The following is a 26,582-nucleotide window of genomic DNA, read 5'->3' on the forward strand; positions in this document are numbered from 1 at the left end:
CACTCCAATTCTTATGTCTAATTAAACCTTCTCTTCTATTAAACACAAAAAAACGGGAAAAAGCGACTTCTGTATAAGAAAAGTCGCTTTAAGTCGTATGAAAAAAATATGTTTTAACAACCGATATTACACAAACCAGCTTTAAACACCTTTGCTCCTGTCTCTGCATCGCTGCGCTAGCTTCGAGACATGAAAGTGCGTTGCATCGCTACGCTGCTTCGTCGCAAAGACATTGATCTCGCAGGCGTCGATCAATGTTTTTGCTGCAAAAAGAATTCCTCAATAATCTCTTCATCCGAATGCGGGATATATTCACCTTTAATAATTTGCGCACCGTTGATGCAACCGCTGGATAACAGGACGATGTCATCCGGTCCGCTCGCTTTCAGCGCTTCTATTACAGCATCCCTACGCGAAGGAGCCGTCACCACTTCCTGTTTATAAGGGATTGTAAAACCTTGTACCACAGCTTCCACCACTTCGTTTGGATCATTGTATCCCGGATGGTCCACCGTTACGACGATCGTATCCGCTTTGCCTTCCGAAGCTTTCGCCATTTTCGGCATCTTGGAAAAATCCCGGATTCCAATACCCGCAATCATCGCAATAAGTTTGCGATGCGGCAGTTTTTTCGCTTCCTTCAACACCAGATCAATAGCAACCGGTGTATGGGCATAGTCGAGGATGATTTTTCTGCCCTCAGGTCCGGCAAGCACTTGGAAACGTCCTTCCACTTGAGGCATATCAGGTAAAACGGCCAATATTTCATCGATGGCCTTGCCTGCCAATAAAGCCGCGGCAATCGCCGCAGCCAGGTTCCCGGCATTATACTCACCAAAAATGGGAACCTGGACTTGCCGCGAAATGCCTTGATAGATCAAATCAAAAGCCAGTCCGGCGTCCAGTGTCCTGCAATTCCCCCAAATCAGATCCGCTCCCGAATTCGGGTCAGCACTGTAGGTAAGACAAGGATATTGTATAATCTCCAATATCTCACTAGACATGCCGGCATCATCCAGATTTACGACAGCAGACTTCGCCTGCTTGAAAAGTTCCAGTTTTGATTGGAGATAATGAGTGAAAGTTTTATGGTATTCCATATGCTCCTCAGAAATATTCGTGTGGATTGCTACGTCAAAGATGATTCCTTCCACCCTTTTCTGGTCCAGGGCAATAGAAGAAACTTCCATTGCAGCAGCCACATCTCCTTGGGCATCAAGCTGCGAAAAGATGTTATGTATGTCAGAAGAGATCGGTGTAGTCGGGGTGCTTTTCTTATAAGCAAGCTTGCCCGTTGATGACCAAATCCCAGTTGTGCCTAAAAATCCGCAAGGCAAGTCCAATAAGTTAAAAAGGCTGTAAACAAACGTGGCTGTTGTTGTTTTACCATTTGTCCCTGTAACACCCACCTTGATCAACCGGTCCTGTGAATTGCCATAAAAGTAATTGGAGATATGCGCCATGGCCACTTTCGAATTTTCCACCTCTAAAAATGTCACTTGCGGTGCCATTGCGGAATGATGGTCCAATATCTCTTTATTCGCACCGATAATGGCGCATGCACCATTTCGGATGGCTTCTTCAATATATAAGTGGCCGTCCGTATTTTCTCCGGTCACGCAAAAGAAAGCGGATCCTTTTTTCGTCTCCACTGAATTATAAACGATTGAAGTGATTTCCTGTGATTCTGGTCCGCTTACGGAAAGAGGCGTCAGATGAGGTATTTCTGTAAATTGTATGTTCATAGGGTGCTCCTTAAAAAAATGTTTTTATCACGAAATTATCATTTAAAAGATATTACCATCAAATTCTACCACCCTAATTAAATCTACAAAATGACAGAGAAGCAACAATCCAGCATAAATGATAATTTCATACTATATCGTCTATCTTTTCCCTCTCAGCGGTTCTCTGAAACCAAAAACCAGCCACAAAAAGCAAAAGCTTTTTGTGGCTGGTTCATATTGGAAATATTCAATGTAACTATTTTCCTTGCATACAAATTAATGTATGTGAAATTGTATTTACTTAACAGGTGCTTCTTTTTCCGCCAACTCATAGCGTAATTGTTCAATTGTAGCTGCATAGTCAGATTTGCCGCTCATATTCTCGAGCATCTCACGGACATCGATGCCGGAAGATTCCTTCAGCGTCTCCTGAAGTGATGACATCAGGTTCGTTGCATAGGACGTCACTTTATTGGCGCCGCCGCCTTCACCGCTTCCAGTGTCCACAACTGTAATTTTATCGATGTTTGAAAGTGGACTGGCAATCTGTTTGGCATATTCCGGCAGCATCTTCACGATCATATCGAGGGTAGCGGCCTGGCCGTACATTTCGAACGCTTCCGCAATTTTACGCTTCGCTTCAGCTTCGGCAAGACCTTTCAGACGGATGACATCCGCTTCCGACTCACCTTGTGCCCGCTGTGAATCAGCTTTCGCCATACCATCCAGCCGGACTTTCTCTGCATCAGCTTTCGCCATCGCTTCCACACGGTACTTCTGGCCATCAGCATCTGCAAGCTGTTTCGACTTCTCAGCTTCAGCTGCCTGCTCCACAGCGTAACGGTCAGCATCCGCTTTTTTCTTCACTTCCGAGTCGTATTGCCGCTCACGGCGCTGAATTTCTTTTTCTTCCAACTCAATTTGCTTCTGGCGTTCGATGATGCGGATCTGCATTTCCTGTTCGACCACTTCCTGTTTCGAACGCGCTGTTTCCAGTTCATACGCCTGATCGGCACGGGCTTTTGCACTGTCCTGCTCACGACGGTATTCTGCCACTTTCAACTGATTCTCTTTTTCTGCTTCGGCGATTTCAGTCGCACGCTGAATCTCCGCACGCTGCGCTTCTTTGCCGGCTTCAGCACGTTTAATGCGTGTTTCCATTTCCGATTCGGCGGTAGAAATATCCGCATCCCGTTTCACTTGTGCAATGCGCGCTTTCCCCAATGAATCCAGATAGCCGTTTTTATCGCGCACATCTTTAATGGTGAACGATACGATGATCAAGCCCATTTTCGCCAAATCATGCGACGCTACACGCTGCACTTCCTGTGAGAACTTATCACGGTTCTTATAAATTTCTTCTACTGTCATCGATCCAAGAATCGAACGAAGATGCCCTTCCAGAACTTCTTTCGCTTCATTTTCCCGGTCTTCTTTGGATTTCCCTAAAAACTGCTCGGCAGCTGTCGCGATTTCAGAAATGGAACCGCCGATTTTGATGATTGCCGTACCGTCCGCCATAACCGGAACACCTTGCTCCGTATAAACTTCCGGTGTCGTCACTTCTAATTTACTGGATAGTAAGCTGAGCGGTGCCGCTTGCTGAAACACCGGCAGCAGGAACGTGCCTCCGCCTCTGATAATCTTGATGCGATTGCCTGAATCGTCGGTATGTACATTTTTCGATCCCAGATAACTTCCCGTTACAATCAATGCTTCGTCCGGGCCTACTGTTTTGTATTTCGTGACATAAACTCCGATCAGCGCCAGTAATATAGCTGCCACTACTCCAATAACGATCCACACTTCCATTCTGATTCCCCCTGGTTTTTCTATTTTTTATTTCTTAATACAAAAGGCTCGTATTCCCTGACATAAAGCGTGCCGTCAGCGATTTCAATGATCAGCACCTGTTCATCCTGCGCAATCGGCTCGTTATCGTACCCGGCCGCCCGTTTCGAAATCATGCCGCTGTATGTTTCCAGCACCACTTCGCCGTAACCGTCGACAGGAATCGGTATAATCACCCGCGCCACTTGGCCGAGAAGCGATTCTTCAGTATAGGCGATCGAAGATTCCGCAGACTTCAACGGCAATAACACAAAGAAATAAAGAAGGAAATCCAGCACTGCGGCTGCTGTCGCTGAAATCAGGATGATACTGGCACTGTTGAGTCCACCCGCTTTTTCAAGCACGAAAGCGGTGGCGAAAAACAAAGTGAAGAATGCCAGGAGGACAGCTGGATTCAATAACGGAAGCCCTTCACCGGCATCTGCCATATCGCCGAACAGCACATACAATAAAGTCAGCCCTGCCGCAATCAGCAAGCCGTACATATAAATTTGCTCCACTCCAACACCAAACAATTCCATCCCAATACCTCCCATTCCCGGTAGCTCTTTTCCATCTTATCTTATATACGGTAAAAAGGGCGTGAAGTTTCAGAATTATTTATTATTTTTACTTTAATAATTAGAAATATTAAAACCGATATTCCGCGAAACAGCTCCGCTTTCCTGGGGGCTTGCGCTAAGCTAACTCGGACTCGTTCCACTTCGCCCGAGTGGATCTCAGCACTACGCTCGAACCGGAGTTGGAAAATCAACTCCGGTTCTACTCCCCTGGGAGTCTTCGCTGTTTAGCTTCATATCTCTAATTACTTTCTATAATAGAGAAAGTTTAAACACAATATTCGTTTTAAAAGTAATCATTTCACTTCTTCAAGGTTATAAAATGAAGCGGAAAGCGTCCGCCTAGAGCTTAATTGTTAGAGAAGTAAAAGTTCTCTAGACTCTAAAAAAACCCATTCTATTTAAAGAATGGGTTTTACAAATTGGATTTCATGGAAACCGTTTTTCATTTGAAAGTTGATGCCCACATACCCGGCATCGAATAGTTGATGCTGCCTGGTGAAGTCGTCCAGTTTGGCTGCCGCATATTCCTCGTAGCTCATTGAAGGATTCTCCAGGTCTTTTACACAGACATAGCGTTCTTTATTGCCATACTTCTCAGTCAAGGCACCGATGTACATGTCCTGCGTGAATTTGTCTTTCAGGCTCGGAATGTTCATCGGGGCGACGGTGCAGCAGACATACCTGAAGTTCCCCGGAAGTTTCGGCAGTTCTTTCATGATGACATCCGCCAGTTTCTGCTGCAGACGATTCCCCCTGAAAGCAGGCAGCACAGCCGAAATCTCCTGATAAATCACTCTTGGCAATTCTTCTTCAGCCAGGCCGATATCGTAGCCAAGATGCTCTTCATCGATTTCAGGGATCAGCAATGCGCGGAAACCGATCAATCTATCTTCCGCATAGGCACCAACCATCAAGCCGCGTTCATTGAGGATAAAAAGGAATTCTTCTGTCGATAAAGGCTGTAAAGCTGTTTTTTCCGGCATCGCCGCAACCACTGCTTCCTGTACTTCTTCAATAGCCGGCAGATCTTCAAGATAAAGCCGTTTCATGTGCAGAGGCAGTTTTTTCCGAAGAACCTGGTGAGTGATAGTACCTTCATATAAAACTTTCATCTCCGCTCCCCCAACCGTTCAGATTTGTACTTTTATGATACCATTTAATTTTTTCTATGTAAGTGAATATTTTAATTTTTACGGCAAATTAGATAATAATTTGATATCCACTTCTGTAAACAGGTATCTATTTCAAGAAACCGTCTATCTGCTTTTGTGTTTGCAGAATTACCGACTGGCGGTCAGGTCCTCGGCCAACAAAATCTTTAGCCCGTTGCCTCATCTCAATTTTTCTGTCTGCATACGTAGTGATGATGAACTTCAAAAACTCCTTGTCCATCTTTTCTGGGCAGCCCTCCGCCATATCAGGGCGGGTCTTTCCGTAGTGCAGCACCCACCGTTTCAATGCTCGGTAGAGACAGACCCTCAGCGGCAGCTCCAAATAAATGAACGTATCCGCTTCTGCCAGCCGGATTTCCATGGAACTGGCATAGTTCCCTTCAATGATCCAGCTGTCTCCTTGAACAAGCTGACGCTGCTTGTCCCTGAATTCCTCCGTATCCCTTTCCACCCATCCCGCTTTCCAATAATAAGAATCCAGATGATGCACAGGCATTTCAAGCTTTTCCCCCAGCTTTCTTGCAAATGTGGATTTTCCGGCACCCGCTGAAACCCCGCACACAATGATTTTCTTCATCTTGCCACCCCTTTCCTCTCTATCATTCTACCAGTATAATTAAATATAAGATTTTAAGCCCGAGACCCAATTTTTACATAAAGCTTGCATTTTTAATATACCCGTGTTATTCTAAGGAAGAATTATTTTTGTTCGGATAACTTTTAAAAAGTGTCAGATGTTCATCTGCAAGATTTGAGCAAGGATAGTAATACAATGTATGCTTACGCATACGAGGAGGAAACACACATGGAACAAGGTAAAGTAAAATGGTTTAACTCAGAAAAAGGATTCGGCTTCATCGAAAGAGAAGGCGGCGACGATGTATTCGTACATTTCTCAGCAATCCAAAGCGAAGGCTTCAAGTCTCTTGACGAAGGCCAAGAAGTAACGTTTGATATCGAGCAAGGCCAACGCGGTCTTCAAGCTACTAACGTACAAAAAGCTTAATCTAAATATATTAATGGATTCTTCTTCGGAAGGATCCATTTTTTTATTTATTTTCCAAAAAAAATTTTTAGCTCAGATTTTTATTCCATCGATCAGGGAGCTAAAATACATTTTCAGAAAAACATTAATATCCATGACAAAACAAGAGGTGATCCAATTTATGCGGATCACCTCTTGTTTTTTTATCAATTCAGCATGAAATACAGCTGGAAAACCACGAAAATCAATACGGCTACGCCAATAGTGCCGAATATAATGGATAACGCCAGTTTTTTACCGCTCATGGACTTCTACTCCTTTACGATTGCCAGTTCATTTTTTCCTGTTCGATCAATCGGATAACATCATAGGCACCCGCGCTTTTATTCGATAATACCGTTAATGTGCTGCCGTTGGAAGGATAAAATCCTGAATGGAAACTGACGCCAGGGTCGTAGCCCATTACATGATATTTAAGAACTTCGCCTTCTTCTTTTTTTATCCAGACCCCGTAGCCGTAATGACTTTCTTCATCTTTTGCATGCACTTTCAGTAAATTCCGTGTCCCTTCCTCGGAAAGCAGGCTGAAATTCATTAATTCCTGCCAAAAAACTGACATGTCCGCCGCCGTCGTATACGCGCCGCCGTCAGCGCCGCCCTTGATCGGAATGGCGTATTGGTTGGTGCGCCATTCCGACCCTTCATCTATATAACCCGTTGCCGTTTCTGCCGGCAAGCGGTCCATTTGAAAATAACCCGATCGTTCCATGCCAGCGCGCTGAAAAATCCGATCTTCGATTACATCCGTAAATTTTTTGCCGGTCAACTTCTCAACCACCATGCCGAGCGCAATAAAGCCAGCATTATTGTACTCGAAGTTTTCGCCCGGTTCAAACTTCTTCGGCTTATCCTTGAATAAAGGAAGAAAGTCTCTCGTGTTTTTCATCCGATACATCGGCAGCTCCTGCCACAGTTCTTCAAAGTCATCCATGACGGACTCATCGAAATAATCCGGAATCCCTGACGTATGTGTCAGTAATTGATGGATGGTTACAGGAAAATTCGAAAAGTCATCGGGAAGCAGGTCAGACAGGACATCATCAAATGACAGTTTTCCGTCCTCGACCAATTGCGCAATTGCCACTGCGGTGAAAATTTTGCAGCCGGAAGCAATTCCGAAACGGGTATTCACTGCATTCGGCCGCGCATTTGCCCGGTCAGCCATACCCTTGGCTATCGCCCATTCCTCATTCGTTTTCAGCATGGCAGCTCCTGAGAACTCCATTTCCTCCAGACGGTCCGACAACGGATTTTCCGAAACCGCTGAACGGAAGTGCCCGCCGTCATCAATATCAATTTGACGGCCGTCCGTCAATTCTATCGACACCGGATGGACTTCACTCTTCTTCTTCGAGAAATACCAGGTTCTTTTCGGTGCAACGAGAAGGATGAACGCCGCTCCCTGCCCAAGAAAATTCAACGAAGCAGGGTCTATGCCTTTATTGCCGCGGACCGGAATATCCATATCTTCGATTTGTTTGCCGACTTCCGCTACATGCGCGGTCGTGATACTGACTTCACTGATATTCAGCAATGAATCCACCGTGAAGTTCCCCATTCTGTCGGTATTCCGGCGTCCGAGAAATTCCACGATATTTCCGGCGGGATCTTCAAAGTAAAATGCATCCGCATCGAAATTCGAGTAGTAGATTTCATCCATCCCTTCCTGGCGGTTCAACTCCACACGCGAACTTGCCCAGCCTTTGGCGAGAGTGAACTGATTGCCTGGTATGTTGAAAGCAAAGTGATAAAACGCCGGCCGATCGGATTCGCGGAATATGAGCTGGGATTCCCCGATTGCCAGCATAAAGCTAAATTCGTCTTCTTCAACAATCCGGAAACCCAATTGATATTCGTAAAAGCCTTTTACTTCGTTAAGCTTATTTGTATACAAAGTCACTTTCTTGAACATGTCATCACTCCTTGCTTCAAGCATACCGAAATTCTCCGTTTTTTTCCTCTTTTCCTGATTGTTTTTTGCATGAAAAAAAGGAGCGCCTGGGCTCCTTTACAATGATCCTATAAATTGAAGCTGCGCTACATCCTGTTCATCTGTCCGGCCATCCATTATGGCTGCAACATCTGACAGTGTCTGTTCAAGCGGCACTGTTTTCCCTGCTTGCCCTGTGAATTCTTCTGCTACATAAAACGGCTGGGTAAAATAGGCTTCCAGCCTTTCCCCTCTGCGATAAGTCTCCACTTCTGCGGACGGCAGGCGTCCTTCGCCTTGCGACTGCACAATCGACCGCAGCTCACGGTAGCGCCGGAGTAAATTACGTGCACGTTGACGGAGTTGGAAATGCTGTTCATCCGCGTCTCTCTCATCAAGAATTGATGAAGCTGAATATAGCGGGCTGAGCGCTGGATATTGATGGCGCGCAGCCAAATCAGCATCCAATTGCCACACTGTTTCAAGAGGTCCGAATGGGAAATCATCGTCTGATACTTTGCCTGAAAGGTCGACCAGCAGAGTAGTGGTGCTGTCCTGATTACCCAATGCCTCCTGCAGCTCAAATAACAATCCGGAATCTACATGCTCTTTGTCGGTAACCAATACAGCCTGCTCCCCGAATCGGCGGATTGCTTCAAGTGTATCTTCAAGTCCGCGGGTGATTTGATCCGCCAGTTCAATCGTCCCTTCAAGTTCAGGATGCTCATCTGTCGGCGCCAGAAAAACCGTTTTTAGCTCTGTTCCTTTAAAGCGATGCAGCAATTCTGCCAGTATCACTACCTGCCCCATGCCCGGACGAGCTACAAGCCCTGTCGTCCCGCCTTTTACCAATGGCGCAAAAAAATCCAATGCTTTAATCTTCGTTTCAATCATTTTCCTCTTCTCCCCTCGAATGATCAGGTCGTCGATTTTGCAATTAGCCAATTCCGCCAACCCTACCAACGTTTTCACTTCCGCTTTTCCTAAATCAATTTTGCCGGTGCATAGATTTGAAACAGTAGCCGGACGCATTCCCGCATTTTTGGCCGCAGTGGTCAAATTGGGGACACGCTTTCTAAGTAAACTGACATTTAATCTGATTTCTTCCATCCAATCCCTCCTCGTTACTTTATATAGTAAAATAAATTACTTTTAAATGCAATAATTATTACGTTTAAAAGTAAATATATTTTCTTTTAAATGTTTTTGAAGGAGGATAATGATTTTTATCGGCGATTTTCTGAGGTTTATCGGCGATTTTTTTGCTTTTATCGGCGATTTTTCATAGTTTATCAGCGATTTTTTGAGGTTTATCGGCGATTCTCTATTTATCGCCTTGCTTCCCCTAAACAAAAAACTCTTCCCCGAAAGGAAGAGTTCACATTAAAAAGTATAAACCAGCCGGATCATGTCGCGGCACTGGATTCCGTTTTCAAAAATCGGTTCCGGATAATTTCGCGTAAAGAAATCCCGGTCAATCGAGTCGATGCGAAAGCCGCATTTCTGATACAGCATCAGCTGGTCGACACTTGAATTGCCGGTGCCTATTTCGACATTACCGAAGCCTAAGCGTTCCGCTTCAGACAATGCATGCTGGATCAGCCGTTTGCCATAGCCTTGTCCTCTCGCATCTTCTGCGACTGCGATATTCTTGATTTCCACGATTCCGTCCGTTAATGGCAATAAAACATATACTCCCATCAATTCATCATCGACAGCCGCTTCATAGACAAAGCCGTTGCTGCAGTATTCCCTGACAAGTTCTTCAGAAGGATCCGCTTCCAGCAGCAAGTTCATGGGCAGATCAGCACCATCATTCAGCAAGCGAATCTCCATTATTTCGGCTCTTTGAAACCTTGATCGATCAAATAATCTTCGGCATCATCAAACGTGCCGAAGCTTTCTTCCAGGTTTTTGCCGGTGTAGATATTCCAAAAAGGCTCTTCATAGACCAGATCCAGTTTCACATTGTCGCGGTTCGACCAGGTTTTGTCGTAAGGCGGTTCCGGCTCCAATGACAAATAATCCAGTGCATCAGCCAGGATGCTGCGCAATTCTTTTTCAGAGAATTCCCGGATATTGACGAAGCCTTTATTGTCCGCCTCGTACTGCGGCAAGTTGCCGACATAGACAAAGCCGTTGCCATTCGGATGCAGGTGATAGACGACGATTTTCTTGTCGTACAGGCTTTCTTCGTAATGGAAATTGACGCGCTTCATCGACACGTCTTTGCGTGCCAATTCCGGAAACGATTCAATGATTTCCAGTTTTTGCTCAAATGTAAGCATAGTGCATATACCCCGTTTCATTTTTTCATTCTTTCCCCATTATAGCATGGCTGCTATAAATCCTTCATTAACAGAAAAAAGCTGCTGGTGCACTCCCATTTCAGGTGCCCCCTGCAGCTTCAATCTATTATTCATCTTTATTTATGATCGCGTTTACGATTGCCGAACGGCCACCAGACCCCGCGGTCGAATGACACCGAAATTGCCGGAATGAGCAGCGGCAATACGACTAAGCCATAAAGCAACAGACCCGTCACGACAATTGTCGCAATCTGCACAAGGCTCAATACACCGGAAGGCATCATTGCACCGAACGTGCCGGCAAGGATGATGGCTGCCGTGATGATGACTGTTCCCATTTTCGCCATCGATGTGTACATCGCTTCACGAACCGAAATGCCGTTGAAAGATTCTTCACGGAAACGGTCGAGAAGGAAAATGGAATAGTCGACCCCAAGAGCCACCAGCATGACAAAGCCGAAGAACGGCACGGCCCAGCTGATGCCGTCAAAGCCAAGTCCGTTGACGAAGATCAATTCCGCAATGGCTATGGACGTATAATACGTCAGCAGCAATGAACCGATCATGTATAAAGGCATGATCAATGAACGGAACAGGATAGCCAGTACAATGAACAAGCTGACAAGCATGATGATGACTGTGTTTGTAAAATCGTTCGAAGAAACATCCTGCAAGTCGCTGTTGATGCTGGCGATTCCGCCGAACGCAACATCTGCTTCTTCAAGAGGTGTTGCCGCTATGCTGCGATTGACGGTGTCTTTAATTTCCGCTACGGTGTCGATCGCTTCCGGCGAATATGGATCTTCAGCAAGGATGACTTCCATCATCACGCCCGTTTCATCAGCGAATGTATAGCGGTCAAAGACCTGTTCGAACCCTTCTTCATCCAGTGTTCCTTCGGGAATGAATAAACCCGTCGCACGAACGGATTCACTATCGCTCATCGACTGCATCATATCTGACGCTTCTGTAAGGCCGCCTTCGATTTCAGCGAGTCCTTCGTTGGCGGATGCGAGACCTTCAGCTAATTGACCGAGACCTGCACCAAGCTCCCCTGTCTGGCCGGCTGCTCCTTGGAGGCCTTGCTCGATTTCAGTAAGGCCGCCGCTGATTTGCGTCAATGCGCCAACCGTCTGCTGGATATTTCCAGTCTGTTGCAGCCCCTGTGTAACTTGACCGAGCTGGTCGTTCAACTGGCCAAGGCCTGCCGCAGCTTCACCAAGTCCATCCGAACCGCCAGCCTGGCCGGCAATGTTGGCCAGATTGGTTTCAATTTCCGTAAGACCTGCCTGGACTTCGCCCAGACCGTCACGGGCTTCAGTCAATCCGTCCGCCAGCAAGCCCAATTGTTCGTCAACATACAGTTCCTCAATTACATCGCCCGTCGGACGTGTAATGGCACGGACTGAATCGACGCCGTCAATTTTTTCAACTTCACGGCTGACCAGTTCAAAATAAGGAATCGTATCTTCATCCGTCAGAGCATCATCGGATTTGAACAGAACCTGGACCGGCAAAGATTCGCCTTTGCCAAAGCCGTCTTCAATAGCGCGAAGGCCTTTCACCGATTCGTATTCTCCGCCGATTTCATCAACGGTGTTGAAAGACAGATCGTTATCATAAGTAAACAATAACGGTACAGTAATGATCGCTACAACCAACATCGACAATAACGGCCGGTTGATGGACAGCTTGCTCATCCAGATCCAGATTTTGCTGTCCGAATGCGAAGCTGATTTTTTTGAAGGCCAGAATAATTTTTCCTTCAAAACTGCCATGAAGAATGGCACGACGGTAAACAGGACGATCAGCAGGACGAAAATCCCGACTGCGACAGCTACCGCTGATTTAAAAATCGGAAATTCGGCAAAACCGATGGCAGAAAATCCGATGAATACAGCAAGTCCACTGATCAGCAATGTACGTCCTGCAGTTTTATAGGTATTGATGATTGCTTCTTCAACGCCATGCCCGGATGATAATTCCTCCTTGTAGCGGCTGAGCAGCAAAATACAGTAATCGGTCCCGATCCCGAACAGGATCGCCACCAGGAAAATTTGTGTATAGTTTGAAACCGGGAAGCCGAACCAGTCAATGAAAAACGCCACGATCGATTGGCTGAGCAAATACGTAATCCCTACTGCTACAAGCGGTATGAACGGTGTGACAAACGACCGGAAAACTGCCAGCAATAAACCGAAAATCAATACAACTGTAATGATTTCAGTCCGCTTCAAGCCTTCTTGGGCACTGATATTAACATCATTATTAATGATTGCTTCCCCTGTAATATAAGCCGTTAAATCTGAAGGGATGACATTCTCACGAATTTCATCCGCCACTTGATTCACTTCTTCATCGGAACCATCCAAGGTGATGGGGATCAGGATCGTTTCCCCATCTTCCGAGATCAATTGCTCTTCCAGCTCTTCACTTTCGACCGGATTCAATACGGATGTTACCGGTTCTCCGATTGCTTCGATATCGGCAACCATCTGTTCCAGTGTATCGCGCGTCGAATCATCCAGTTCCGAATCCATCGGCACGACAACTGAAATGGTTTGCGCGGCAGCTCCTGCATCCGCCAGAATATCAGCGGCCTGCTGTGATGATGCGTCGTCAGACAGCTGGAAAGATCCCGCTTCTTCCGCCTGCTCGGTCAAGTTCGGAGCCAACAGGAAAAGAACGGCTGTTAAGACGATTAAACCGATCAGGATCGGCCATTTGAGTTTTAATACTGTTTTCACAATTTACACTCCATCCATTTTTAGTATCTTCTTAAGCTTGCGGAAGATGATCAGGAACTCATCTATTTCTTTGTCCTCAATCTGCTCCGACATCAGCTTTTCAATGTAGTCGGTCAAAGCCTTGTCCGACTGCGCCAGCACTTCCTCGCCAGCGTCTGTTATCTCAAGCATCTTCGTCCGCCTGTCATCCGTTTCGGCAATGCGGATCAGCTCTTTTTGCAGCAGCTTTTTTATCCTGCTGGAAATTGCTGATTTATGTACGGATTGCAGCACTGCAAGACGGCTGGAAGTGACACGTTTCTCCTTGCTGATCAGTTTCAGCATCTGCATCTGTTCAGGTGAATACTCTTTCCACAGCGGATGATCGACTGATTTGATGACTTTTTCTGTACCGTAGACCATCACATCCGTGAAGAGATCCACCGCTTCCTTTATTCGTTGATCCAAAATAGTCTACCCCCTCAACTATTAACAGTTTAGGGGGTAGACTATTTTTCGTCAAGACATTACCATCACAAAAATAAACCCTCATGAATAGTTCATTCATGAGGGTCCTCTCAAACATCTTTTGTAGCTGTCTCCCTAATTTCCTGCCGTCGCGCATACACATTTTTGGCAATCGACTTGAGCACGGCGTAAGTTGGAATCGCAAGGATGATTCCCCAAAGGCCAGCAATGTTCCCCGCTGCCAGTATCAGCGTAATGACTGTTAAAGGATGAACATCCAGCGCATTCCCCATGACATTCGGCGTGATCAGATTGCCTTCGATCTGTTGGGCCACCAGCATGATGACCAAGACCCAGATTACTTTAACGGGATCCGTCACCAATGCGATGATAATAGCCGGAATGACTGCGATATATGGTCCAAGGAAGGGGATGACATTGGTCACCATGCCTATCAGTGCCAATAACAACGCATATTCGAGACCAATGATCCAATAACCGATCAGCAGCATGATCCCCACCAGGAAACTGACGAATAACTGCCCCTGGATATAAGATCTCAACGTACGGTCTATGTCCTGCAAAGTCTTGATAATCCAGGATTTTCGTTCACCTGAAAAGAAACCGGAGACGAACGGCACAAATCTCTTATGGTCTATCAACAGGTATATCAGGAAGAACGGCACCAGAATAAGTGTCACCAATCCCGATATCAAACCTGTTATAAAAGAAAGCATCACAGAACCGATATTGGATGCCCAATCACCGATGCTGCTTGTCATTCCATTGATTTGTTCCTGAATGCTGTCTGGCAGCCGGCTTCGTTGATCCAGCAGATATTGTGCATAGTTTTCAACATCTTCAACAATTTCCGGCGCATTGTCCACCAGTGAATTTACTTGCTTGGTCACCATCGGTCCGATCATTACATAAAAAAGCCAAAAGACTAATACAATAGCAAGAATGATGCTGATTATGGACGCCCATTTCGGCAATCCGCGCTTTTCAAGAAAATAAAGAATGGGACGTGTCAGGTAAAACAGCACGCCGCCCAGAAGCAGCGGCACAAAAATCGTTTTTGCGATAATGAACAGCGGGTCGAATATCCCTTGTACCTCTATAAATAGACGAATAATGACTAAAGCCAGGATAATTCCGACTCCTGCTTGGAACCAAAGTTTATTTGTCAAAAGTTTCCCTCCTTTTATTTCTTCGGTATACCCAGTTTAACATGAAATTATGTTATTATTGTTCTTTGTGAAAGCGAACTTTACAGTTTCTGTTGCGTCTATACCAATGCCCATACATAATCTTAAACATGCAGAAGGAGTTATTTTCAAATGGAACAATTATGGCTTACCATCAAATTTTTATTGCTTGGCTTATTTCAAGGATTGACGGAACCGATTCCGATTTCATCCAGCGGCCATTTACTGATCGCCCAATACTTCCTTGATGTTGAAATCGAAGGCAGCGTCTCCACATTTGCGCTGCTCGTCAACACGGCATCGCTTATCGCTGTACTCATCATCTACCGCGAAGATATCCAGCGCCTGATCGTCAACGGCCTGAGATTCTTCAAAGTAAAAGACGAAGAAACCACACGCGACTTCATGTTCATCGTTTACCTGGTGGTGGCCACCATTCCAGCAGCCATAATCGGTGTGCTCTTCCAGGACACGATTGATGATTACCTTTCCACTATCGTAACTGTCGGCATTACGCTGGTCATCACCGGTGTCGCGCTCTGGCTGATCCGCGACATCCACGGCAAACGCAAAGACGGCAACATGACGATGAAAGACGCCATCATTATCGGCTTGGCTCAATCGGTGGCACTGATCCCCGGAATCAGCCGCAGTGGTGCTACAATCGTCGCAGCCATGGCACGCGGCATCAATCAGGAAACAGCATTGCGTTTCTCTTTCCTGCTGTTCATCCCGATCAGTCTTGGAGGCGCCGTTCTCAGTATTTCCGATATTCTGAACGATGACAATCTTGCCACGTTGGCCGTACCTTACATCATGGCTTTCATCGGTTCACTGATCGCTTCGTACTTCTCCCTGAAATGGTTCATGAACATCATGGCCAAAGGGCAGTTGAAATACTTCGCTATCTACTGCTTCATCGTCGGACCGCTTGTCGTACTGGCATGGTTCCTGCTTAACTGATGAAATAAACGATTTGTTAGCTGACCTTTTGACAAAGGTCAGCTTTTTTATGTATTAGACACTCTTGTCATACGCTTCTGACAGGCAATGGTTTCAAACCCCCGATAATTTTTGTCGATTTTCAGTTTATGCCCAACTCTGGTCCGAATATGCCCAACTTCGGTCGAAATATGCCCAACTTCAGCTAGTTTATGCCCAACTTTCACTTAAATACGCCCAACTCGCTAAAAGCACGCCAAAAGAGCCGATCCGCTAAGCGGACCGGCTCTTTGCCACATTGTCTAGACTCCAGTAGCCCACCCCCTCGAGTCGCTTCGGTCTTGCCAGCAATGGCAAAGATCGCCAAAAAATTTATTGGGCTTTAATGCTGCTCCTGCATCGCTGCGCTGCTTCGTCGCAAATAGATGGCTCAAACTTCCTTTTAGCCATCTATTGCTTGTCGGGGCTTAACGGGCACTGTCGCTTTTCTTTATTATCTATTAAAGAAATTAGCTGTATAAAACGGCTGGTTGTCGCTGTTGAAAGCCGCACCGACACCAAGATAGCCAAAATCCGGTTTGACGATATTTTCACGATGGCCCATGGAATTCATCAGCCCCTCGTGTGCGAAGATGCTGCTGTATTGGCCATAAGCGAGGTTTTCACCAGCGACGAAAAAGTCGATGCCGTCATCAGACATCCGGTCGAATGGTGACTCCCCTTCTTTATTGGTATGGCTGAAATATTCTTTTTCAGCCATATCCTCACTGTGCTTCCGCGCAGTCAGCATCGCCTGCTCATCCCATTTCAAAAGAGGCAGCTCCCGCTGGATGCGGGCAGAATTGGTCAACTCGTATAATAGGAATTCATAGCCTTCACGCAGATCGTCATCAGGTGCGGCATAGATTTCCGGCCGGTCTTTCTCCAGATCTTCATGGATGACCTGCAGGGCAGTCACTGTGTTTTCCTCATGGATATCGTAGAAAACCGTGATATACAGATCGCCGACTTTGAATAAATCGTATTCTTCGCGGGTGTCGAGAATGTACTGTACATTCCCTTTTTGAAGGCTTTTCAGCGGAACCCCCAATTTACTGCGTACTTCTTCTTTATTGGAGGTCATCGTAATGCCTTCAGTGGAGGAAATTAAATTCTGGTTGGTGAACATGCCATTGACATTGCCGTCTTTATCATAGGCCAGCAACACGTAATTCTGGAAATTTGTATGATAACTGTGCCAATCGGTTCCATATTCATTCTTCATCAGCCGAAGCGGCAACCCCACTTTGACCTGAGCTTCTTCTTTTGACATCCCAAGCGTCACATTATGGATGGCGAACAGAGAATCAGTTTCGGACAGTTCAGGTTTTTCGACAGCTTCCGGCATTTCAGCCGTATCTGACCTCACCAGTGATTGCAATTGGCTCGCGAAGCGTGTGGTAAATTCCTTCGCCTCGTCGAGCGCTTCTGTTACATCCGGGCCGTCAGCGAGATTTCCAACAGCGTTTTCAATGGTATCAAGAAAACTCAAATCCACATACTCGCCGACCGGTTCTTCCCAAAGCGGCCGTGCGAAAAAAACCAGAGCGACAATGACCAACAATAAGAATAATTTTCGCACGCGCAATCACCTCTTCTGTTCAGTTTAATCTCTCCATGCCGTTCTATAAAGCGAAAAGAACTTTGAAGAAAGAGGAAAACGTAATATAGAAATAAAAAGATAGATATGCCCTCTTTTATTTCCAAATAATTGAATTGAATCTTATCAAAATAAAAACTCTCTGCCTTTTAAAAGGCAAAGAGTTCATCTTATTCGATCGCTTGAATCTGCAGCACTTTGACCGGCAGGAATAATTCACCTGTATCAGCATAAGTGATGTTCACTGCGTCGCCGGCCTCGAGATAAATCGCCAGCGGATTGCTTTCAGATGACACGATATAATTCGTTCCGTCCTCAAGCAGGAACGACACAATCGTAAAGTCGCCCGTCTTTTCCTTGAAGACACGCTCGACAGTACCTGCGGCTTCCGCTTCAGGTGCCTCCGACGCGCCATCCACTATGCTGCCGCCTCTTTGAAGAGCAGTCTGATATAAACGCAGCGCTTCGTTCGGCGTTTCCGCAAATACGGAAATTTCCGGATTGGCCGCTGAGACGATGAAATAATTCTGCAGGAAGCCGTTGGAATCCAGGACCGGCGTCAACCAGCTTGCTTCCCCGTAAAAATTATATAGGACAGGCATTTCACCGGACCATTCCTTCTCGATGAATTGCTTTTCAATGATCTGCAGATTCCCCTGCGAATCCATATAGGAATCTTCCAGGCTTCCAGTGAAGAAAGTCGAAGAACCCGTGCGCGCATTCGTCAGCGAGTAGCCGAGCATTGAATCCACGCCTTCTTTCGGACTGGTGAAATCCGTGAAATAGTACATTTCCCCATCAGCATCGAAGATCGGGCTGACGTTCGCTTCCGTTCCTTCATCGGAAGGCAGCTTGACGTCTTTCTTGCTGAATTTGCTGTTCCAGAATCCATTCGCGTAATTGCCGTAATAACTGTTTTCAAGGCTGACCGATTCCGGAGAAACCGCTCCATCAATAAAACCAGGCACATCTTCCAGCGCATAATTCACGTTTTCACCGGTTACCGGGTCGACTACAGCGATCCCCTTCACATCAAAACCGTTTCGCGCTGAAATGAATTCTCCGTAAGACCGGATGTAAAAGGGTTTTCCTTCTTCGTCGACTTCCAATTGCGGCTCCCCGTAAAATACGGCTCGAGGATTTTCGCTGCGCATTTTCCGTTCGATGTTTTTCCCGAAATAGGACGAAGGTGTATAGTTCATTTCTTCTTTGATGAACTTCGGGTTTGCCGCGGCGTCTGTAGCGCTCATGGTGAAATAACCCGGTGTGGAATCGGCATTCCACCATTTAAAGAAACCGGAAAACTCGACCGGTGCAATATAGACATATTCGCCGCCCACTTTTTGGATCTGCAGGTTGCCGAGTTCATAATAACTGGTGTCCGGCACTTGCCCAAAGGCTTTCTTCATTTTATTGCGCGCAAACTGCGGAGGCACGCTCGCCGGTGTTTTTGTTTCATCGAACGCTTCGAGCTCGACTTCCTCTTTCATTTCCACTGACTCAAATTTTTCCGTCGCGTTGAACAGCGGGGCTGCCAGGATATAAGCGGCTGCCCCCGCTGCGCCTACCAGCAGCAGGGCTTTTGCTTTCTGCTCGGTTCCTTGGGCAAACATAGTGCCCAGAACCGCGGCCGCCAAAGCAATTGGCCATAATGATGTGAGATTGCGATCCACATTAAAAATATAATAGTATATTCCAATAGCAAGAAACGCCGTTACGAAGACAATGGCAAACATCGCAAAAACAGCAGAAGTGTTTCCCTTGCCTTCTCTTCTCCCTGCAGTAATCGGCGTAATGATAACTGCCGCCAGTAAAGCGCTAAGAGCGCTGAATAATAGAATGCTGCTCATAATAAAACCTCTCGTCTTTTTTAAAATTTTTCTTATATAGAGTTATACGGATACAAAGACAGGAAGTTTCAAAAAAACAGCCCTCTGCTATCAGAGGGCTGTCCTTATTTATTGCTTAATCTGTAATGACGGTTTTCTTCGGTGAACTGAACAGCAAAGTGAAGACCAATCCGACAGTGAAGGTGATCAGGCTTGTCACCAAAGTCATCGTATCAGAAGCGAATCCTGGGAATACGACAAACAATGAACCCAAGATCAGCCCGATAATGGCCGCATATGTCACATACGTAAAGTTTTCCAGCAAATAGCGGATTGCTTTACTGCTGACGATAAATCCGACAATGACACCGGCACCGATCGCCAATGCAACAGGAATATTCAAAGTGGACAAAGCGTTGATCGCTGTCGTATAGACTCCCAGCAGCAAAAGGATGAACGAGCCGCTGATTCCCGGTAGCAGCATTGCCATACTGGCCAGCCAGCCGGAGAAAAAGAGGGTGAAGAAGACCGGCACGCTCAATTGCTCGATCGGCGCTACATCTTCGTTTGTCCCGATGAACGCTGTTGAAGCCAAAGCGATTCCGATCAGGATCAGAACAGCGAAATGGCGTTTCGTGAAATTCTGTTTTACCTCAGCCTGCTTCATGATATAAGGGATGACACCTAATATCAGTCCCATGAAGAAGAACTGAGTCGCTTCGTAATGATGCTCGAGCAAAAATTCGATGACCCGGCTGAAAAGAAGCAGCGTCACGCCAACTCCGATGACGAGCGGAATCAAAAAGCCAAGGTGTTTTTTCCATTCCCGGCTGAAAAACCCGCTGATCGCTTCAAGCAGACGATCGTAAATCCCTAAAATAAATGCGATAGTTCCTCCGCTGACGCCGGGAATCAAGTCACTGATGCCCATTAAAATGCCGCGGTATATATTTTTCCATTCCATTTAGCCAATCTCCTCTGTTTAAAAAATCACATGTATAAGTATAGCATGCCCGCCCGGATATTCCTGCAGAAATATGCTGATGCCAAAGCGCTATTCTCCAATGATGCAGCGGGCGTCCTCCATGATTTCGCGAATCATTTCAGCTGCCGGCGATTTGCTGTTTATAAGTCTGAGTGATTGCCCTGCCCACAAGGACATGAATTCGCTGTTGCCTTCTTTAGCGGCAGCTGTCCGAATATCTCTCGTAACTGTATTATGAGACGGAAACGGCAGTGGCCGGGTTCCCGTTTCTTCAAATTCTGCCAGAAAGCGATTTTTTATGGCGCGTGCGGGACGCCCCGAGAAGCTTTTCGTTATTATTGTATGTTCTTCATTCGCATCAATGACTTTTTGCTGGTAGGCAGGATGCGTACCTGCTTCTTCAGCCAGCAGAAAGCGCGTCCCGATTTGCACGGCCTCTGCGCCGAGTGCCAGTGCTGCGATAAGACCACGACCATCAGCGATGCCACCCGCTGCAATGACAGGGATTTTAACGGCATCAACTATTTGTGGAACGAGCGACATTGTGCCGATCTGTGCACCTGCCGGATGAGCTTTGAGGGAAAATGTCCCCCTGTGGCCACCCGCTTCACTTCCCTGTGCCACCACTGCGCCAACTTCTGCTTTTTCAGCCAGTTGCGCTTCCTCCACAGTTGTCGCCATAGCGATTATTTGTATGCCCGCTGCTTTGGCCGCCTCCATCTGTTCCTTTTCCAATAAACCAAAAGCCGTGCTGACGACAGGCACCTCCATTTCCAGGCAGATGTCGAATTGCTGACGGCTCCAATCTGATGAGCTTGTGATGTGAGGTTCTTCAATCTTCATTTCTTTACGGAATGGAGCTAATGCGCGCTGCACCTCCACCAGGCGGGAGAAATCGTCTGTGTCTTTGGAGGCAAAGATATTGACCGCAAATGGCTTGTCCGTGGCTTTTTTTATGTCAGCGATGGCCTTGCGCAATGCTTCCGGCTCCATATAGGCCGCCCCCAATGTCCCCAGACCGCCAGCTTCACTCACAGCCGCAGCCAGCTTGGCAGTTGCTGGGCCTCCAGCCATACCAGCCTGGATGATGGGCACGTCGATGCCGAATAAATGACAAATTCCCGTTTGCAATGACAGCAAACCGATTCCCCCTTTTACTGATTGTATTTGCTAAAATAAGTATCACCCATTCAGCGGTATACATCAACATGGAACCTTTATCTTCGGTATACGTTCCATATAATAAGCAAACACAAGAAAGCGGGGTTTCACATGAAGGGGTTCCTTTCATTTTTGGGCATCACTTTAATCACCGTTGCATTTGGATCAATCCTGCTTTTGTTCTACGGCAACCCGTTGGAAGAGTTAAAGAGTCAGGAACGCCAGCTGGCCTATCAGGAAATGCGTGCGAATTCCTCGGATGACACAAACCGTCATGCAATCTCTCAATTATCAGCTGACAACGCTGACGATATATTTTTCATGGAAGATGGCCAAAGCTGTTCGAAGCTTTCTTTTGGCCAATAGAAAAGGTATGCGCCTGATTTGGCGCATACCTTTTTTATATTTTCATTCATAATTAGGGCGTTTCTCCATTCTTCAAGCTATTGCATTTTTAATCAGATGATTTTTCGAATGAAAAAAGCCAAATACATGCTTTTCGCAAGCGAAAAGCGACCGGGCAGAGATTTGTGATCGGCTACGGACACTTTGTGATCGGCTACCAACCATTTGTGATCGGCTACGGACACTTTATGATCGGCTACCACTCATTTGTGATCGGCAAAGGTAATTTCTCCTCAATTTGACTGCTTAACCCGATATTTCCGCACTTTTTGCTCACCGATTTTCTCCATGTCATATTTCAACAGGATTCTGGAAGCGGCATGGCGGGATTCCAACAGCGAGAATTCCCTTAGTTCGCTATTGGAAATCATGTGGCTTACCAATGAAAAGTATTCTTTTATTGTATTATTCATCGCCTGTGCATCAGCATGACCGCATATATTGCAATACCAATAAATTCTTTTTATTGTGCCGTTCCCAAAACTTCCGCATTTCACACAGCGAACACCTTTGATCAAAATTGCTGGATCAATGCGGTAATAATCGCAAAGAGAGATTCTTTTATAAGGAGTCTGCTCGCTTTCGATTATTTTTTTGAGCTTTTTCAGATTGACTGATGGCTGTTGGGAGCTTGCACCAAGCATGCTGTAGAGATAATCGTGAAGTTGATATGTCTTGCAGACGGGGATTTTCTGCGGTTTAGAGATGAATTCGCATTCTTTAGATGTAAAAACGATAAGACCTTTTACTGAAAGGTCCAGTTTCTTTGATTTCAGCCAAGCATCGAAAAAACGGATATTTCTTTTCAATTGGATCGCGGGGTTCTCCATCACCGTCTTTTTACCATCATTATCGTAACGGTAAAATTCGCCGGTGGAGTCGTCAAAATGGATTTTCCCATGAATATTTTTCGATTCAATGATGATTGCTTGCGAATGCGTCAACAATAAGCTGTCCATCTGAATCTTTACATCACTTCGGCTTAAACTGACATCTGGAAGGATTAGATGGTTTTCCTTCCAATTAAATTCAGCCAATTTTTTAAGCAGTTTCTCCTCCCCTCGCTTACCAGCACTTGTCCGGTGCAATTCCACTTCCAAGAATTTCTGATAAGAATGTTGTGCAGGCAATCGGCTGATTAGGGCCTCAAGCGCTTTTACCTCCGGCAATAAAACCGCATCAAACTTTCCCATTCCACACCCCTTTCATTCGGATACAGAAAATTATAGCATCTTCTCCTCCAGTTTTTTAAACTTTCAGAAAATATAATCCAATAAAAAAAACCCTGCTCAAAGTCCAACTGAGCAGAGGCAACACTATATTTCATTAAACTGCCATTCTGATTTTATTGCCGGACGGATCGCGCGTTTCCCAGTAATCCGCTGCTTCTGTCACTTCTGCGCCAAGTGCGCGGAGGCGTTCAGCGGTTTGGCTTCGCTTCGTTTCATCAGCGAAAACCAGTGTGTAGAAATCCAGGCCGGCTGCTTGTTCCGGAAGAGCCGGTATGCCGGTGCCGTTCCAGACATTGAGGCCGATATGGTGATGGTATTTTTGGTCTGACAGGAATAATGCCTGGCCGCCCATTGAAGTCACAATTTCAAAACCGAGACCATCCGTATAAAACTCTTTCGCTTCGTCAAGGTTTGAGACATGCAGATGGACGTGGCCCATTACAGTGCCTGATGGCATGCCGCTCCAGCATTCATTGGATAACGCTGCTTCCTGCACCACACCCTCAGCATCGATCGGATCGACCGCCATCGCCACTTCACCGTTGTTCCAATCCCATTCTTCCGAATCGCGGTCGCGGTAGATTTCGATGCCATTTCCTTCCGGGTCCGATAAATACAGCGCTTCGCTCACCAGATGGTCGGATGAACCCAAGCGAATCCCTTGCTGATGGAGATGCAGCAGAATTTTCCCCAGTTCTTTGCGGCTCGGCAATAAAATCGCGAAATGGTATAAGCCGGCGTACCGATCCTGTTTCGGCTCCACCCCTTCACGGGCTGTTAATCTGATAAGGCTTTTCCCGTCTGTGCCCAGACGCACTTCGCTGACCTGTTCGGAAATCACTTGAAAGCCGATGATGTCCTGATAAAACTCCTTCATCCCCGCCAGATCCAATACTTTTAATCCTACTTCATCTGTATAAGTCACAGGTTTTTGGTGAAAATTCATGTTACAGTCCTCATTTCATTTTAGTTAGTTACTTTATGTAACCAATTTTAATTTAGTTACTATAAAGTGTCAAGTAACTTAATTCTTTTAAATTAGAAGTGAGCTGTGCTATTATATGAAGAAAGGAGTGAGCATTCATGGACACATCTGTCATCTGTCCCCGTTTCGAATCTGCCATTTCCATCCTCAGCCAGCGTTGGACAGGTTTAATCATCTATCAGCTTTTATCCGGTCCGCAGCGCTTCAGCCAATTGACCGAAGTGATCGGCATCAGCGGACGTCTGCTTTCCGAACGTTTGAAAAATCTTGAAGTCCAGGGACTCGTTTCACGCACTGTCTATCCTGAAACACCGGTCCGCATCGAATATGAACTGACCGAAAAAGGAAAATCACTGAAGCCGGTGATGGATGAAATCCAAAGCTGGTCCCAAGAGTGGATTGAAGCACCTGCAGAAACAAAATAAAGCGGCACATCTGAAATCCAGATGGCCGCTTTTTCTTATTTCATATTGAGAATATATTTTTCAACGGCCAGCAAACCGCGCTTGGTTTTCGCCGCAGAATATCCGCCTTCGAAGCGTTCAATCTGCTGATCATGGAGCCAGTAGGTCACCGGGAACAATTTATCCAGGAAATAGCGGTCATGCGAAACCGCGATAATCGTGCCGGGAAAATCCGCCAAAGCCTCTTCCATAACTTCTTTCGCTTCCAGGTCCAAATGGTTCGTCGGTTCATCCAGCACCAGCAGGTTATGGTTCATATGCATCAATTGCGCGAGACGGAGCCTCATCCGCTCGCCGCCGCTTAATTGCCGGACCGGTTGGAAGACCATATTGCCAAAGAACAGGAATTTCGCCAATAAATGCCGGGCTTCAAACTCGGAAACCGGCACTGCATCCCTGAATTCGTCTATGATGCTCCGGTCGTTGTCCATTTCAAGCGTATGTTGCGATAAATGGCCGACAGATAAGCTGCTGCCGGTTCTGATTGTACCGGCATCTATCTCTTCTTTGCCAAGTATCAGATTAAGCAAGGTCGTTTTGCCTGTTCCGTTGGAGCCGACAATTGCCACACGTTCGCCGAACCGGATATGGAGTGAAGCATCGTGGAAAAGGATACGGTCACCATAACCTTTCCAAACGTCTTCCATCAAAACCACATCCCGGCCGCTTCGCTCGCCGGATTGAAAATCGAGGGCCATCTGTTTTCTTGAAAGAACCGGCCGGTCGAGCACTTCAATACGCGCCAATGCCTTCTCCATGCTTTTCGCTCTTCTGTGCATGCCCGCATTCGGCGGATTGGCCCGGTTCGCCCATTCTTTCAGCCGCTTGATCGTTTCCTTCATTTTCTGGATCTTCTTCTGCTGATCCTGGAACTGTTGGAACTCGATCAACAACCGAGCTTCCCGCTCTTTCACGTAAGCGAAATAATTTCCCGTGTATTGGATCAGGTCCCCCTGATCCAATTCCCATATATGCGTAACGGTCTCATCAAGAAAATAACGGTCATGCGAGACAAGGACGACAGTCCCTTTATAATGGCTGATGAACGAGCCGAGCCACTCTATCGCTTCCAAATCAAGGTGATTTGTCGGTTCGTCCAGCAGCAACAGATCCGGTTCCTGCAGCAATAATTTTGCGAGTCCCACTTTGGTGCGCTCTCCGCCGCTCAGGTGATCCCAGCTTTCATGCTTCAAATGGATTATCTTCAAACCGTTCAATACCTGGTCGATCCGGACATCGATTTCGTAGCCGCCGCGCCGGATAAACTCATCCTGAACACTGCCGTAACGTGACAGCAGCTTTTCCAGTTCCGCCGGCGCTGCCGTTTCCATCCGCTTCTCCATCATCTTCAATTGCTCCTGGGTTTCAGTGAGCTCCGCAAATACAGCAGTCAATAAATGATGGACCGCCATATCCCCCTGTTCATCAGGGGTCTGTTTCAAAAGACCGACGACACTCCCTTTTTTCCAGGTCACTGTTCCTTCTTCCGGTTCAAGAGCGCCGGCCAGAATATTAAGCAACGTCGTTTTCCCTTCGCCATTGCGGCCGACAAGACCGATTCGTTTGCCTTCCGCGACTTCCCCTTTTATATGGTTGAATAATTTATGTGTGGCAAAATGGCATTGTAAATGTTGAAATTGGCTGATTATCATAGTTCTCTTCCTTTCGTCTATGGAAGAGACGCCGGCCAAAACAAAAAAGGCATGCAAAGACGCATGCCTTTTGGTAATTCCGTTTGCAGGCAGATGTCTCTTACTGGTAAATTTCACGTGATTCGATTAGCTGAAAAAGGACAGACTCCTCCCTTGCATCGATTCCAGTGAAAGTGACGCCATGCAGAATGTAAAGATATTCCTGACATTCCGTCATGCGCTTACCAGTTTGATTCATCATACCCACCTCCTTCGTTCATTTGTTCCATTTTACCTGAAACCGGCGAAA

The 26,582-nt window shown here is 46.3% G+C and carries 24 protein-coding genes; 4 read left to right on the forward strand and 20 right to left on the reverse strand.

The features are described from left to right. Nucleotides 1-251: 251 nt before the first annotated feature. The 5 genes from CXF70_RS07780 to CXF70_RS07800 all read right to left on the reverse strand — a co-directional run bounded on the left by CXF70_RS07780 (nt 252) and on the right by CXF70_RS07800 (nt 5,890). Nucleotides 252-1,745 (reverse strand): UDP-N-acetylmuramoyl-L-alanyl-D-glutamate--2,6-diaminopimelate ligase, encoded by a 1,494-nt coding sequence (locus tag CXF70_RS07780; RefSeq protein ID WP_101802166.1) that lies wholly within the window; start codon nt 1,743-1,745, stop codon nt 252-254. Nucleotides 1,746-2,024: 279 nt separating this feature from the next. After that, the gene (locus CXF70_RS07785; RefSeq protein ID WP_101802167.1) at nt 2,025-3,539 is read right to left on the reverse strand and encodes a flotillin lipid rafts scaffold protein FloT; all 1,515 of its coding nucleotides are present in this window, start codon (nt 3,537-3,539) and stop codon (nt 2,025-2,027) included. Between the two features lie 20 nt (nt 3,540-3,559). Next, the gene (locus CXF70_RS07790) at nt 3,560-4,099 is read right to left on the reverse strand and encodes an NfeD family membrane protein (protein ID WP_101802168.1); all 540 of its coding nucleotides are present in this window, start codon (nt 4,097-4,099) and stop codon (nt 3,560-3,562) included. 440 nt (nt 4,100-4,539) lie between these two features. After that, nucleotides 4,540-5,253 carry a hypothetical protein gene (locus tag CXF70_RS07795; protein WP_084243144.1) on the reverse strand — a complete coding sequence of 238 codons (714 nt, stop codon included), beginning with the start codon at nt 5,251-5,253 and terminating at the stop codon, nt 4,540-4,542. A 127-nt stretch (nt 5,254-5,380) separates the two neighbouring features. Beyond that, nucleotides 5,381-5,890 carry a P-loop NTPase family protein gene (locus CXF70_RS07800; RefSeq protein WP_101802169.1) on the reverse strand — a complete coding sequence of 170 codons (510 nt, stop codon included), beginning with the start codon at nt 5,888-5,890 and terminating at the stop codon, nt 5,381-5,383. A gap of 228 nt (nt 5,891-6,118) precedes the next feature. On the opposite strand from CXF70_RS07800, the gene CXF70_RS07805 reads away from it, so the two are divergent. Continuing rightward, the gene (locus CXF70_RS07805; RefSeq protein WP_006830093.1) at nt 6,119-6,319 is read left to right on the forward strand and encodes a cold-shock protein; all 201 of its coding nucleotides are present in this window, start codon (nt 6,119-6,121) and stop codon (nt 6,317-6,319) included. A gap of 298 nt (nt 6,320-6,617) precedes the next feature. On the opposite strand, the gene CXF70_RS18555 is transcribed toward CXF70_RS07805, so the two are convergent. The 7 genes from CXF70_RS18555 to CXF70_RS07840 all read right to left on the reverse strand — a co-directional run bounded on the left by CXF70_RS18555 (nt 6,618) and on the right by CXF70_RS07840 (nt 14,981). Beyond that, nucleotides 6,618-8,270: a serine hydrolase gene (locus tag CXF70_RS18555; protein ID WP_101802170.1), complete on the reverse strand. Its 1,653-nt coding sequence runs from the start codon at nt 8,268-8,270 to the stop codon at nt 6,618-6,620. Between the two features lie 96 nt (nt 8,271-8,366). Then, a complete protein-coding gene (locus tag CXF70_RS07815) occupies nt 8,367-9,398 on the reverse strand; it encodes a F0F1 ATP synthase subunit beta (RefSeq protein ID WP_101802171.1) in 1,032 nt (343 codons plus the stop codon). Between the two features lie 273 nt (nt 9,399-9,671). Further along, nucleotides 9,672-10,124 (reverse strand): GNAT family N-acetyltransferase, encoded by a 453-nt coding sequence (locus CXF70_RS07820; RefSeq protein ID WP_101802172.1) that lies wholly within the window; start codon nt 10,122-10,124, stop codon nt 9,672-9,674. Next, nucleotides 10,124-10,576, reverse strand: coding sequence for a hypothetical protein (locus CXF70_RS07825; RefSeq protein WP_084243149.1), 453 nt, complete (start codon nt 10,574-10,576; stop codon nt 10,124-10,126). Before CXF70_RS07825 ends, CXF70_RS07820 begins: the two co-directional genes overlap by 1 nt. A gap of 137 nt (nt 10,577-10,713) precedes the next feature. Next, nucleotides 10,714-13,344 (reverse strand): MMPL family transporter, encoded by a 2,631-nt coding sequence (locus CXF70_RS07830; RefSeq protein ID WP_101802173.1) that lies wholly within the window; start codon nt 13,342-13,344, stop codon nt 10,714-10,716. Between the two features lie 3 nt (nt 13,345-13,347). After that, nucleotides 13,348-13,791: a MarR family winged helix-turn-helix transcriptional regulator gene (locus CXF70_RS07835; RefSeq protein WP_084243151.1), complete on the reverse strand. Its 444-nt coding sequence runs from the start codon at nt 13,789-13,791 to the stop codon at nt 13,348-13,350. A 110-nt stretch (nt 13,792-13,901) separates the two neighbouring features. Next, the gene (locus tag CXF70_RS07840) at nt 13,902-14,981 is read right to left on the reverse strand and encodes an AI-2E family transporter (protein WP_101802174.1); all 1,080 of its coding nucleotides are present in this window, start codon (nt 14,979-14,981) and stop codon (nt 13,902-13,904) included. Between the two features lie 150 nt (nt 14,982-15,131). Here CXF70_RS07840 and CXF70_RS07845 point away from each other — a divergent pair, with 150 nt between their 5' ends. Beyond that, on the forward strand, nt 15,132-15,962 hold the full coding sequence (locus CXF70_RS07845) for an undecaprenyl-diphosphate phosphatase (protein WP_084243153.1): 831 nt from the start codon (nt 15,132-15,134) through the stop codon (nt 15,960-15,962). Between the two features lie 472 nt (nt 15,963-16,434). Here CXF70_RS07845 and CXF70_RS07850 read toward each other — a convergent pair whose 3' ends face one another. The 4 genes from CXF70_RS07850 to CXF70_RS07865 form a co-directional block, all read right to left on the reverse strand. Then, nucleotides 16,435-17,562: a CAP domain-containing protein gene (locus CXF70_RS07850; RefSeq protein ID WP_101802175.1), complete on the reverse strand. Its 1,128-nt coding sequence runs from the start codon at nt 17,560-17,562 to the stop codon at nt 16,435-16,437. A gap of 188 nt (nt 17,563-17,750) precedes the next feature. After that, entirely contained in the window at nt 17,751-19,430 is a 1,680-nt protein-coding gene (locus tag CXF70_RS07855; RefSeq protein ID WP_101802176.1) for a hypothetical protein, read from the reverse strand. 115 nt (nt 19,431-19,545) lie between these two features. Continuing rightward, nucleotides 19,546-20,373: a DUF368 domain-containing protein gene (locus CXF70_RS07860; RefSeq protein ID WP_084243156.1), complete on the reverse strand. Its 828-nt coding sequence runs from the start codon at nt 20,371-20,373 to the stop codon at nt 19,546-19,548. A gap of 90 nt (nt 20,374-20,463) precedes the next feature. Then, nucleotides 20,464-21,534, reverse strand: a complete 1,071-nt coding sequence (locus CXF70_RS07865) for an NAD(P)H-dependent flavin oxidoreductase (RefSeq protein ID WP_101802177.1) — start codon at nt 21,532-21,534, stop codon at nt 20,464-20,466. A gap of 132 nt (nt 21,535-21,666) precedes the next feature. On the opposite strand from CXF70_RS07865, the gene CXF70_RS07870 reads away from it, so the two are divergent. Continuing rightward, a complete protein-coding gene (locus tag CXF70_RS07870; RefSeq protein ID WP_084243158.1) occupies nt 21,667-21,921 on the forward strand; it encodes a hypothetical protein in 255 nt (84 codons plus the stop codon). A gap of 272 nt (nt 21,922-22,193) precedes the next feature. On the opposite strand, the gene CXF70_RS07875 is transcribed toward CXF70_RS07870, so the two are convergent. Together CXF70_RS07875 and CXF70_RS07880 are read right to left on the reverse strand one after the other, a co-directional pair. Beyond that, on the reverse strand, nt 22,194-23,153 hold the full coding sequence (locus CXF70_RS07875) for a nuclease-related domain-containing protein (RefSeq protein ID WP_101802178.1): 960 nt from the start codon (nt 23,151-23,153) through the stop codon (nt 22,194-22,196). Nucleotides 23,154-23,286: 133 nt separating this feature from the next. After that, complete coding sequence (locus CXF70_RS07880) at nt 23,287-24,138, reverse strand: VOC family protein (RefSeq protein ID WP_101802179.1); 852 nt, start codon at nt 24,136-24,138, stop codon at nt 23,287-23,289. A 137-nt stretch (nt 24,139-24,275) separates the two neighbouring features. Here CXF70_RS07880 and CXF70_RS07885 point away from each other — a divergent pair, with 137 nt between their 5' ends. Then, entirely contained in the window at nt 24,276-24,602 is a 327-nt protein-coding gene (locus tag CXF70_RS07885) for a winged helix-turn-helix transcriptional regulator (protein WP_101802180.1), read from the forward strand. 35 nt (nt 24,603-24,637) lie between these two features. On the opposite strand, the gene abc-f is transcribed toward CXF70_RS07885, so the two are convergent. Together abc-f and CXF70_RS18135 are read right to left on the reverse strand one after the other, a co-directional pair. Continuing rightward, the gene (gene abc-f, locus CXF70_RS07890) at nt 24,638-26,293 is read right to left on the reverse strand and encodes a ribosomal protection-like ABC-F family protein (protein ID WP_101802181.1); all 1,656 of its coding nucleotides are present in this window, start codon (nt 26,291-26,293) and stop codon (nt 24,638-24,640) included. Between the two features lie 100 nt (nt 26,294-26,393). Continuing rightward, nucleotides 26,394-26,531 carry a hypothetical protein gene (locus tag CXF70_RS18135; RefSeq protein WP_158241163.1) on the reverse strand — a complete coding sequence of 46 codons (138 nt, stop codon included), beginning with the start codon at nt 26,529-26,531 and terminating at the stop codon, nt 26,394-26,396. Nucleotides 26,532-26,582: the final 51 nt, after the last annotated feature.

Source organism: Planomicrobium sp. MB-3u-38 (genome assembly GCF_002836425.1).
In the GTDB taxonomy this organism is placed as follows: Bacteria; Bacillota; Bacilli; order Bacillales_A; family Planococcaceae; genus Planococcus; species Planococcus okeanokoites.

Excerpts from the sequence above, each read along its gene's own strand:
- CXF70_RS07780 (WP_101802166.1), bottom strand. The coding sequence starts at position 1,745 with ATGAACATACAATTTACAGAAATACCTCATCTGACGCCTCTTTCCGTA.
- CXF70_RS07785 (WP_101802167.1), bottom strand. The coding sequence starts at position 3,539 with ATGGAAGTGTGGATCGTTATTGGAGTAGTGGCAGCTATATTACTGGCG.
- CXF70_RS07790 (WP_101802168.1), bottom strand. The coding sequence starts at position 4,099 with ATGGAATTGTTTGGTGTTGGAGTGGAGCAAATTTATATGTACGGCTTG.
- CXF70_RS07795 (WP_084243144.1), bottom strand. The coding sequence starts at position 5,253 with ATGAAAGTTTTATATGAAGGTACTATCACTCACCAGGTTCTTCGGAAA.
- CXF70_RS07800 (WP_101802169.1), bottom strand. The coding sequence starts at position 5,890 with ATGAAGAAAATCATTGTGTGCGGGGTTTCAGCGGGTGCCGGAAAATCC.
- CXF70_RS07805 (WP_006830093.1), top strand. The coding sequence starts at position 6,119 with ATGGAACAAGGTAAAGTAAAATGGTTTAACTCAGAAAAAGGATTCGGC.
- CXF70_RS18555 (WP_101802170.1), bottom strand. The coding sequence starts at position 8,270 with ATGTTCAAGAAAGTGACTTTGTATACAAATAAGCTTAACGAAGTAAAA.
- CXF70_RS07815 (WP_101802171.1), bottom strand. The coding sequence starts at position 9,398 with ATGGAAGAAATCAGATTAAATGTCAGTTTACTTAGAAAGCGTGTCCCC.
- CXF70_RS07820 (WP_101802172.1), bottom strand. The coding sequence starts at position 10,124 with ATGGAGATTCGCTTGCTGAATGATGGTGCTGATCTGCCCATGAACTTG.
- CXF70_RS07825 (WP_084243149.1), bottom strand. The coding sequence starts at position 10,576 with ATGCTTACATTTGAGCAAAAACTGGAAATCATTGAATCGTTTCCGGAA.
- CXF70_RS07845 (WP_084243153.1), top strand. The coding sequence starts at position 15,132 with ATGGAACAATTATGGCTTACCATCAAATTTTTATTGCTTGGCTTATTT.
- CXF70_RS07855 (WP_101802176.1), bottom strand. The coding sequence starts at position 19,430 with ATGAGCAGCATTCTATTATTCAGCGCTCTTAGCGCTTTACTGGCGGCA.
- CXF70_RS07860 (WP_084243156.1), bottom strand. The coding sequence starts at position 20,373 with ATGGAATGGAAAAATATATACCGCGGCATTTTAATGGGCATCAGTGAC.
- CXF70_RS07870 (WP_084243158.1), top strand. The coding sequence starts at position 21,667 with ATGAAGGGGTTCCTTTCATTTTTGGGCATCACTTTAATCACCGTTGCA.
- CXF70_RS07875 (WP_101802178.1), bottom strand. The coding sequence starts at position 23,153 with ATGGGAAAGTTTGATGCGGTTTTATTGCCGGAGGTAAAAGCGCTTGAG.
- CXF70_RS07880 (WP_101802179.1), bottom strand. The coding sequence starts at position 24,138 with ATGAATTTTCACCAAAAACCTGTGACTTATACAGATGAAGTAGGATTA.
- CXF70_RS07885 (WP_101802180.1), top strand. The coding sequence starts at position 24,276 with ATGGACACATCTGTCATCTGTCCCCGTTTCGAATCTGCCATTTCCATC.
- abc-f (WP_101802181.1), bottom strand. The coding sequence starts at position 26,293 with ATGATAATCAGCCAATTTCAACATTTACAATGCCATTTTGCCACACAT.
- CXF70_RS18135 (WP_158241163.1), bottom strand. The coding sequence starts at position 26,531 with ATGAATCAAACTGGTAAGCGCATGACGGAATGTCAGGAATATCTTTAC.